Origin of the sequence: Dialister sp. (assembly GCF_036343215.1) — a bacterium.
Classification (GTDB): domain Bacteria; phylum Bacillota; class Negativicutes; order Veillonellales; family Dialisteraceae; genus Dialister.
Genome location: NZ_JAZASU010000064.1, coordinates 1 through 9,768 on the forward strand (window position 1 = coordinate 1; position 9,768 = coordinate 9,768).

Here is a 9,768-nt window from a genome sequence, read left to right on the forward strand (position 1 = left end):
ATTAAAAGGGTTAATAAAATTGGGTTGGGCCGGAGAAATTCCATCTACCATGGCAATCGCTAACTGAAAAAAGCTAAAAAATGGACCCTGGGGTAAGTGCGCCCTTTTTTGGGTTTTTCGGGATAATGGTTTTATAGTAACTTGGGGAGCCTTGAACAATCGCATGCTGATGGTTAGAGACATTTAGCCTGCATTTGGTTCCGTAATCAGTTTCATACGTACCAGGGCAGCATACTGCCCTTTTTATTCATATTTGCGGCGCCCATGAATTTGCGCCGCACCTTCACGAACCACGAACCACGAATCACGTCTTTTCTTTGCACTTTTCCTCGAAAATGGTTAAAATGGGTAAGTACCCTTTATCAAGGAGAAATATTATGAAGCTCATCAATTTTGACCATATCGTGCTGACCACGGGGCAGCTGGAAGCGTGCATCCATTTTTACCGGGATATCCTGGGCATGAGCCTTTCTGAAGCGGACGGGCGGTATGCTTTTCTTTTCGGAAACTGCAAAATCAATATCCATCAGCGGCCGGGGGAGTTTCAGCCGGCGGCTCTGAATCCGAAAGAGGGAAGTATCGATCTCTGTATCATTACGGAGACGCCTCTGGAAGAGGTGGAAAGGGAATTGAAAGGGAAAAAGGCACCCCTCATTACGGGAATTGTGGACCGTCACGGGGCGCGGGGGCCCATGAAGTCCCTGTACCTCCGGGATCCCGACGGGAATCTCATCGAGATTGCCCGGTATGTCAATCAGAAGGAAGACCGTGGAAATATCGCGGAGGATGTGCTGTTTGCGGAAAATGATGAAAATGCGTTCATCGAATAAGGAGAGCTATGACACCCTACCAGTCCAATCTGTTTTTTATCGCTGAATATGTCCTTTCGGCGGTGATGATCGTTTTTCTTACCTGGAAGAAGACGTCTTTTGATGCGCGGAAAATCATTTCGCGGAAGACTTTTGCCAGGCGTCTTCCTTTCGTCCTTATTTCCGTCCTTCTTCCCATCGTCCTCATGACGGTGATTATTATTTTTTCCGGACTCCTTGGAAATACGGCAAGTAAAATCCTCATCGGAGCCCTTCAATTTCTTCTGACCCTCCTAGCCAATGTACTTCTGGGCGCTTCCTGGCTCCAGCGGTATCGTGTCTATCCGCGGGGCAGTGAGCTTTGCATCGTGGTGATGCTGCTGTATATCATTTCCGATCTTTTCATGCCCGCCGGAATCAAGTACGCCATCCTCCTGGGAGGAACGGTGCTGGGATTCATATTTCCGGATACATGGGATGACTGGAAGAAATGAAAAGGGCGAAAAGCTTTCCGCCCATTCTGTTTCAAAAGCCTGAAATAAAAGTTATCAGTTCGCAGTGAACAGTTCGCAGTGAAGGTGCGGCGCAGAAAATAAAAGCGCCGCTTTTTTTAATGGAAATTCCTGTTCCACGTTAAAAAATAATCCAATACACCATATAAAAATGGCCCGCTTCATCATTTGAGGCGGGCCTTCCTTCACTGATCGCTAAGAACTGATAACTGATAACTTTTTCAATTCAGTTCCACATTATAATTTTCATCCAGCGATGCATTCAGGTGGAGCAGGGCCGGTGCGTCATTGGCATCGATGTAAAGGGCATGCCATTTCTGAATGCCCGGTGCTTTTCCGTAAGGGGTGGTGAGCATCTGGAAATTCGGGGACCATTCTGCCCGGATTCCTGCTGCCCGGGCCACGGGGAATACGGGGATATAGATATGACCGTCTTTGCCGTAGGCTCTTGTTTCCAGTTTCTTCCCTTTGACGTAAAGGTCATAGACTTTGGCCACATAGTGGGGATTTCCATCGGAAGCATAGATGGCATTTTCCAGTTCCTGATCCGTGGGGAATCCGGCCACGCCGAAGGGGCGGAGTTTTTCCCGCACTGCCCTGGCGTCCAGAGGCTGACGGTTATAGCCGTCCGGATAAATATAGTACGCCACGGTATGGTCCGTTTCTTCCTGGACCACCACTCGTTCATAAATAATATCTACGGGAATTCCCTTTACGATATGGGCAAAGAGGTCTTCCACATCTTTTTCATACATGCGGACGCACCCGTGGGAAGCATAATTTCCGATGGAGTTCGGATTATTGGTCCCATGAATGCCATAATTTCCGCCAATCCCGATCCAGCGGTAGCCCAGCGGATTTTCCGGACCGGAAGGAACGGGATGTTCTTCATCATCGGGATCTACCCATTCCGGATTTTCGATCATGGCCACCACTTTTCTTCTGCCAAGCGGTGTCTCCGTATCCTTTCCGGGTCTGCCCGGAGCCACAGGATACATACGGATGCCTACATCCCCCTGGTACAGGGTGAGAAGGCGGCTGGCCAGATTGACTTCGATCCTCTTGTCTTCAAACCGCGGCTTTTTCGGCGCTTCTTTTTTGACTGGCGTTTTTTCCTCTGAAATGGCTTCGAAAGGAGGCGCTTTCTTGGCATTCTTTGCCGGCGCAATCACTTTCGTTTCTTTATTCTTGGTCACCGTCATTTCAGTGGAACCGTTTCCATAATAACCTTTTGCCTGGGCATTTCCAACGGCTGCTCCGGCAATGGAAAGTGCAATAGCAGTTACTAATAAAAACTTCTTAATCATATTTCGGCTTAATCCCCCAAAAAGTTAGCAGTTATCAGTTAGCAGTTATCAGTTTTCCCATATCTGCCAACCGGCTCTCTGCTGCAAATAATCTGATTTATTTATAAACTATACCATACAAGTCATTTCAATACTCATATGGATCCTCTTTTACGCCCCATTTGTCTTTGATTCCCTGAATCAGGCCATTAATCAGACGCTGGACTTCCTGATCCAGAAGGGCGGTTTCCATTAATTCTTCTTCCGTAAAAAAGCCCACATCATGACAATGAATCAGCTGTGTTTCCAGTTCCGCAGCAGATGCTCTGGCTATTTTCAGAAACCGTATGAATTCCACCCAGCTTCCCCGGGCGGAACCCTCTACTATATTGCAGGAAATAGAAATGGCGGCTCGCCGCATCTGACTTCCCAATCCGTATTTTTCATAATCCGGAAGTCTGTCACATATCTTATAGACTTGTTTAATCAGGATTCTGGTTTTCTGCCATGCCTGAATATCTCTGAAACCGGCCATGGGATAATACCTCACCAAGAATGAGAAACTAATTGACCATCTATCAGGTAGTCCTCAGTTATCAGTTCGCAGTTTACAGAAAAAGGAATTCTTACATAGATTCCAATTGAACAAAAAGTCATTTCACTTGAATGGAACAACTGATAACTGATAACTGAGAACTGATAACTTTAAACTCTGTGACGTCGTTTCCTTTCTTCATCCAGGGATGCGAGAAGATTCGGCGGAACCTCGCTCTTCCAGACCCAGTCCGGCGCTGCTTTCCGGGCCTGCTCTTTGGCGGCTAAAAGATCGTAGTAGACCTGCCATTTGGCATTCACCAGTTCCCGTCCGCTCTGCCGTAACAGGTAGGCGGGATGGAAGGTGGGCATCACGGGGATTCCGTGATAATTGATCCAGTGTCCCCTGGAGCGGATGATTCCTGCGTCCCGTCCGAGGAAAAAGCGGAGGGCCACTTTTCCAAGGCCTACGATGACTTTTGGCCGTATCAGTTCTATTTCCTTCACCAGCCAGATGGAGCCGCAGAAGCTTCCTTCCTGGATGGTGGGGGTCCGGTTTCCATGGGGCCTGCATTTGACGATATTCGTCACATACACATGGTCTCTTGTAATTCCCACGGAAAAGAGGGCTTTATCGAGGAGCTGTCCGGAGGGCCCGATCAGGGGCGCTCCGTAATCATCTTCGACCCCTCCCGGTCCTTCTCCCACGATCATCAGGGGCGAATCGGAAGGGCCCGAGGAAAGGACCGGTCCCAGGCCTCCTTCTTTCCGGAGAGGGCAGGCCTCGCAGGTCCGTATGGCCTTTTCTATTTCTTCATGACTGGCAAAATGGGGCTCTGCTTTCTCGGTTCCCAGCAGTTCCCGGTGCCGCCTTTCGGCGTATTCTTCGGGGTCTTCGTGTCCAAATAAATCCATAGGTCACCTCTTACTGCATATCCGGCGGCGGTTCCTGGTTCGTCATTTCATAGAAGAGGGTGAACTGGCCGGCAAAGTGGAGTTTCACCGTATCCACCGGGCCATTTCTGTTCTTGGCCACGATGATTTCGGTTTCATTTTTCTTCGGATCATCGTCTTCGATTTCCCGGTTATAGTAGGCTTCCCGATAGAGGAAGCTGACGAGATCCGCATCCTGTTCCAGGGATCCCGATTCACGCAGGTCCGAAAGGAAGGGCCGGTGATCCTGGCGGGCTTCGACGCTTCGGGAAAGCTGGGAAAGAGCGATGACCGGCACATTCAGTTCGCGGGCAAGGCTCTTCAGGGATCTCGAAATTTCCGAAATTTCCTGCTGCCGGTTATCCCCGTTTCTTACATTTTTGGCCTGCATGAGCTGGAGATAGTCGATCATGATGATATCCAGGCCATGCTCCGCTTTCAGACGGCGGCATTTGGACCGGATTTCGGAAACCGAAATGCCCGGGGTATCATCGATATAAAGAGGCGCATCCATAAGGACCGAAGCGGCATTGGCCAGCTGGTCCCATTCTTTCTGGGTGGAAATACGGCCGGTCCTGAGTTTCGAACTGTCTACCAGGGCCGTGGAACAGAGGAGTCTCTGCACCAGCTGCTCTCTGGACATTTCAAGGGAAAAGAAAGCCACCGACCGGTGGGCCGAGGAAATAGACATATTCTTTGCCATATTCAGGACAAAAGCCGTTTTCCCCATGGACGGACGGGCAGCGACAATGATGAAATCGCCTTTCTGGAAACCGGTGGTCAGGGCATCGAGAGATGGAAATCCGGTAGCCAGGCCGGTGATGGAAACTTTATTTCTATATTTTTCGGAAATATTATGAAGTTCCTGCTGCACCGCTTCACCGATGGAGGTGAAGTCGCTTTTTCTTTCATCCCGGGTGACGGAAAGGATGAGCTTTTCCGAATTATCCGTAATGTCTGCCACATCCTGCCTTTCGGAATAGGCTTCATCGGCAATGGTCCCGGCTGCATCGATGAGACGGCGGAGTTTTGCCTTGTCTTCCACGATCTGCGCATACCGGTCCACCGATTTCGTGCTCACTACGGAAACAGGAAGTTCATTGACATAGAGAATCCCGCCCACATCATCGAGGCGGCCCAGTTTTTTCAATTCTTCCACCACCGTCAAAATATCTGCCGGCTCTCCCCGGTGGTACAGATTCATGATGGCCTGGAAAATGATGGCATTCGCCTCCCGGTAAAAATCCGGCGCCGAAAGCATCATATCTTCTGCAGTGACAATGGCATTTTTATCCAGAAGCATGGCTCCCAGGACAGCTTTTTCCGCATCGATATTCTGGGGCGGCACCCGGGAAATAATCTGGGTATCCGTATCCTGCTTCTTCCACTCTTTCCGGTCTTTGTCGTAAGTATTGTTGAAATCAGCCAAAAGAATTCCTCCCCGCTGCATTTTGATAAGAAATGATTACTTCTATTATACATGAAATTTCGAGTCATGGGGTAAATGAGATGGAAACTACAGGGTAAAGAACTTTGAATCGGGGAATTCGGGAGTGTCGGGAATATCGGGATTGTCGGGATTGCAGGCCAATTTTGCAGGGCGGCCCTCTTATATATCTATTGCGTGGTATAGAATTTTTTCAGATGGATCGTCATGGGAAACATTCATCCTTTTAGAGTCAATGGAGGAATCGTTCTTCGTTGTTCGTTGTTCGTTCTTCGGGCGAAAATTTGGGAAATTGACTGGCCTTGAGAATACAATTCTTTGATATAATTGACTTGGAGCATATTGAGCATGTCCTTTCCTCCTTTACCTGTAATTGGGCAATTACAAGATAAAGGATAAATAATAGAGGGGATCTGTTCAAGATGCTCTATTCTTGTGGAAAACATAGGTCCTCATCAGCAATCAGGGTGGGGAATTTTTAATGAACATTCTGGGTATTTTTATATTACTATAAACAATAGAAATCCTGCTTCAGATCAAGCTCACTCACGTCCGCAACCTTGCAGACCGTAAGGTCCCGGTCGATTTTTTTCAGCTGCACCCTATTCCCTCCTCAAATCCAGTACTGTCAGATTCCATTTTACTAAGAAAGCGGACAAAATCAAATGCTCTGCTGATGACGACTTTGCCGCAAACAAACAGATGATTAAACCACAGGACGCCGGCAGCCATGCACCATGGGACACCATGCCAACCCATGAAACAGCAAAAAGACGCAGGATGCCGTATAAACAGCTTTCTGCGTCTTTGTGATGCACTCAGTCCGGAATGAGTGCGCGGCAGGATCCTTCAGAAATCGAAGCGGGCGCCGATCCGCCAGGAATGGTTCTTCTGGAAATTGCTGCCGCTTGCCCGCTCGATATCCATATAGAGGTGGCTGGCGTGACCGACTTTATAATCGACGCCCAGGCCGTATTCCCACCAGGTGCTGTTGCTGCCGCCGCAAAGGAAGGCGGCCGCTCCATCCTGAGAGAACATGGCAGCGGTCTTGTCGCCGAATTCCTTGTTATAGGATACCTTGGCGTAGATCTGGCTGCTGTCAGTGAGCCTCCGGCCTGCATCGATGCCAAGTCTTAAGACGGCACTGTTCAGATGGCCGGGGGCCACATGGACACCGGCGGAAGTATCGAAGGCCCTGTTATAAAGTCTTCCCAGCGTCAGCTACGCGTTGGGCGTTATGAAGAAGCCTTCCGCGTTTTCCAGGCGGTACCCGTACTCCGCGCCGGCCTGGATGCCGTAACTTTTAGCGGATCCTTCCGCGCCGTCATACTTGAAATCGTTCTTAAAAGTACTGTAACGCAGGGTAAGATCCGAATAGGCACCGGTCCGGGCGATGTGCGTCCGGTACGCAGTGAGAGCGGAACCGCGGATATCGCCGCGTCCGCCCGCAGTGCGCAGGTCCCCGCCGACCGCAAAGCTGTCCATGCCGCTGCGGCCTTTGGTATAGGTAAAGGCAAGACCGCTGAAATCACGGGTCTGCCTGCTGCCCGGCTCTGCCGGCTTCTCATCGCTGTCATGCTTGAAATCATACCCGATGGTATAGCGCTTCACCCTGGTATCGCTGCCGAAGATACCGTCGCTGCTAAGCGATGAATCACTCATCCTCGTCCAGATGCCTTCCCGGTCTTCGTCAAAGCAGGCCATGCCCAGGCGTTTGCTGAGGCGCTCGCTCTGGTCCCGCCACAGATAGTAGCTGGTGTTATAAGACTGCATGGCAGCCGCTTCAGAACGGGTGGGGACCTGCGGGACGGGAGTGACCCGGCTCTTATCTTTCAGGAACCAGTCCACCGTATAGCCAGCAGTGCTGCTTGCCTTCCGGTCCAGCTCGTAGGTGTTCCAGGTCAGCCTGTCATCGGAAGCCGCCAGGAAACGGCCGTTTTCGCTGACGATGCTTGCGAGGACCGTACCTTTGGCATTTCCGGTGAGCTGCGGTGTTCCATTTGCTTCATGGAGCAGCAGATAATGCGTGCCGCTGTGGCTGTTGATGAAGAGTTTATCCGCTGAGGAACCGTCGGTGCTGCTTTTTTTGTCGTCGTAATCCATTTTGATGGTGCCCGTACCGGTGAGCTGATTGATCTTTACTTTCTGGAAGCCTTCGGACTGAGTCATATCGAGCACGCTGCGGCCGTCCATATGGACGGCGGATACTTCGCTGTCACCCGTCACGTTCCAGCGGGCATCTTTCATTGTAAGCTGCGTGCCTTTTTCCGAAAATGTGGTATCGTCAAAGGCAAATCCCGGCTTTGACGACGCATCATCCCGGATGGCACCGGTAAGAGAAGAGGCACCCGCCTCCCCGGCGGCACTGCCATCGCCAAGGGTCAGAATCACTTCATTGTTCCCGCTGGTATAGATATCGCCTGTGACATCAACGAGGGCTGAGGTGTTTTCCTTGTTGATGGCGACAGAATTGCCTCCCGCCCTTGCGGGCGTACTGTCCGCAATGATATTGCCGTCGATACGGAGCTTTTTGCCGGCGCGGATCACGACATCGCCGGCAGGATCGTCCGTACCGCCATAGTCCGGCAGCAGATCCTTACGGGAAGGATTGACCGAACCGCCGGCAGAAATGGCTGCTTTGGGCTTTTCAGGTGCAGCTGCTTCGCCGTCTTTCAGATAATGGGTGTTCTGGTTAACAACAGTGATATCAGCACCCGTGACGGTTACGGTGGAATTGCCGCTGGAATTGATTGTGGCGGCATTGCCGTACCTGCTTTTGATGACAGCTTTGCGGGCATCTACATTGATCAGAGAATCGTTCCGGGCGTTCAGCGCATTCGTATTGGCATGAAACTCCGCATTTTCCGCATAGACGTTGATGACTGACCGGTATTTGATATAGTCGTCCGCGCTCCTGCCCTCTGCAATCGTGGAGCTGTATCTGTCATTCCGGGTGGCCGCCTTATCCTCATAGACAGGCGTGGCAGCGTACAGGTCCATATTGGCATACGTGCCGGCTGCTTCGTTCCTGCCAAAGACCAGATCCGTGATCCGATGCTCTTTGCTGCCCAGATTGACTTCTGCGCCCAAATGGCTGAAGACAGCAGCACTGCTGTTCTTTTGGGTTGCGGCGTTGATCGTCAGGCGGTCACTGATCACATTGACCACGGGAAAAGGCGTAGCCGTTTCCCATGAACCTTCAGAGATATTGATGTTTTCCACGCTCGCAGCCGATGCGGCGATGGCGCGCCCGCGGGCTGAAAGGACCGTATTTTGAGCACTGATGTCCACACGGCTGCCATAGCCGACAAAAATCGTGTTGTCGATCTTCGCGTCGCCATTGTAATAATTCCTGTACTCATCTTTATGATTGATGTCAGATTCCAGCGTCAGCGTATCGATATCCTTCAGCTCGGTCTTTGCGTTGATGTCCCCGTAGATTGTCCCCGCCGTCCCGGAAATGGAGACATTTTTGACATGATCGATATAGATGCCGGCGCCCGTACCGTCACCATTGCCGTACGTGGAGTCGAAACCGAAGGTACCCTTTGTGATTTCAAGAGTGTCCAGATTCCTGACGGCCAGATGATTGGCATAGGTGGCTGCCATATCGCCGGTAAGCGTCAGCTTTTCCGTACCCTTTGCGCCGGCGACGGCATAGGAATCCACTGAAATCAGGGAAGTGAAATGCGCTTCCGTGTCCGGATGCGACTGCATCCAGCTGTTGTAGGTGAATACCCTGCCTATGCTCCTGTCCGCATGCAAAGTTGCGGTCTGCGTTGCAGCATTCCAGGCGGTGGTATCATTTGCCAGGTCAGAACCATAGAAATACACTTCCGCAGCCCGGGCGCCTCCCCCAAAAAGGGAAGTCAGTGCCAGAGCGAGAGTCAGGGTTTGGATTTTCTTGTTTTTGATTGTTCGCAGTGTTGTCATCTCGTGGGGTCACTCTCTTTATGGAAAATTTTTCAGGTTTGGTCAGGATCAGGCCGCACGGGCTGCCGCAGGACACGGAAGCCGTCCGCAGAACTCTGGAAGGAAAGGAGCTGCGGCATAGGAGAAACTGTACAGTCATTTAAATTCTATCATAAATAATGGTAAATTGCAAGTTGAATTTGAACACTCATAATCAAGAAACACACTCAATAGCATAAACTTCATCGAGGAATGCATCAAATAGTTCTGACGGTGTATGGTAGCCCAAAACACGACGTGGGCGCTGGTTCAGCGTATCTGCCATGTTCAGGACA

General features: G+C 50.7%; 7 protein-coding genes and 1 pseudogene. 2 read left to right on the forward strand and 6 right to left on the reverse strand.

What is annotated here, in order from left to right; all coding sequences use genetic code 11:
- A partial coding sequence (locus VZT47_RS07810; RefSeq protein ID WP_330224412.1) for a hypothetical protein occupies positions 1–183 on the reverse strand: 183 nt, incomplete at its 3' end.
- Between the two features lie 194 nt (positions 184–377).
- Between VZT47_RS07810 and VZT47_RS07815 the strand changes: the two genes are divergently transcribed.
- Together VZT47_RS07815 and VZT47_RS07820 are read left to right on the forward strand one after the other, a co-directional pair.
- Positions 378–830, forward strand: a complete 453-nt coding sequence (locus VZT47_RS07815; protein ID WP_330224413.1) for a VOC family protein — start codon at positions 378–380, stop codon at positions 828–830.
- A gap of 8 nt (positions 831–838) precedes the next feature.
- Positions 839–1,303 (forward strand): hypothetical protein, encoded by a 465-nt coding sequence (locus VZT47_RS07820; RefSeq protein ID WP_330224414.1) that lies wholly within the window; start codon positions 839–841, stop codon positions 1,301–1,303.
- Between the two features lie 239 nt (positions 1,304–1,542).
- Here the strand turns inward: VZT47_RS07820 and VZT47_RS07825 are convergent, their stop codons facing one another.
- The 5 genes and pseudogenes from VZT47_RS07825 to VZT47_RS07845 form a co-directional block, all read right to left on the reverse strand.
- Positions 1,543–2,628, reverse strand: a complete 1,086-nt coding sequence (locus VZT47_RS07825; protein WP_330224415.1) for a L,D-transpeptidase — start codon at positions 2,626–2,628, stop codon at positions 1,543–1,545.
- Positions 2,629–2,755: 127 nt separating this feature from the next.
- Entirely contained in the window at positions 2,756–3,142 is a 387-nt protein-coding gene (locus VZT47_RS07830; protein WP_330224416.1) for a four helix bundle protein, read from the reverse strand.
- 170 nt (positions 3,143–3,312) lie between these two features.
- The gene (locus VZT47_RS07835; protein ID WP_330224417.1) at positions 3,313–4,056 is read right to left on the reverse strand and encodes a uracil-DNA glycosylase; all 744 of its coding nucleotides are present in this window, start codon (positions 4,054–4,056) and stop codon (positions 3,313–3,315) included.
- A gap of 10 nt (positions 4,057–4,066) precedes the next feature.
- A complete protein-coding gene (gene dnaB, locus VZT47_RS07840) occupies positions 4,067–5,434 on the reverse strand; it encodes a replicative DNA helicase (protein WP_330224418.1) in 1,368 nt (455 codons plus the stop codon).
- Between the two features lie 936 nt (positions 5,435–6,370).
- A pseudogene (locus VZT47_RS07845) lies at positions 6,371–9,454 on the reverse strand (autotransporter outer membrane beta-barrel domain-containing protein).
- Positions 9,455–9,768: the final 314 nt, after the last annotated feature.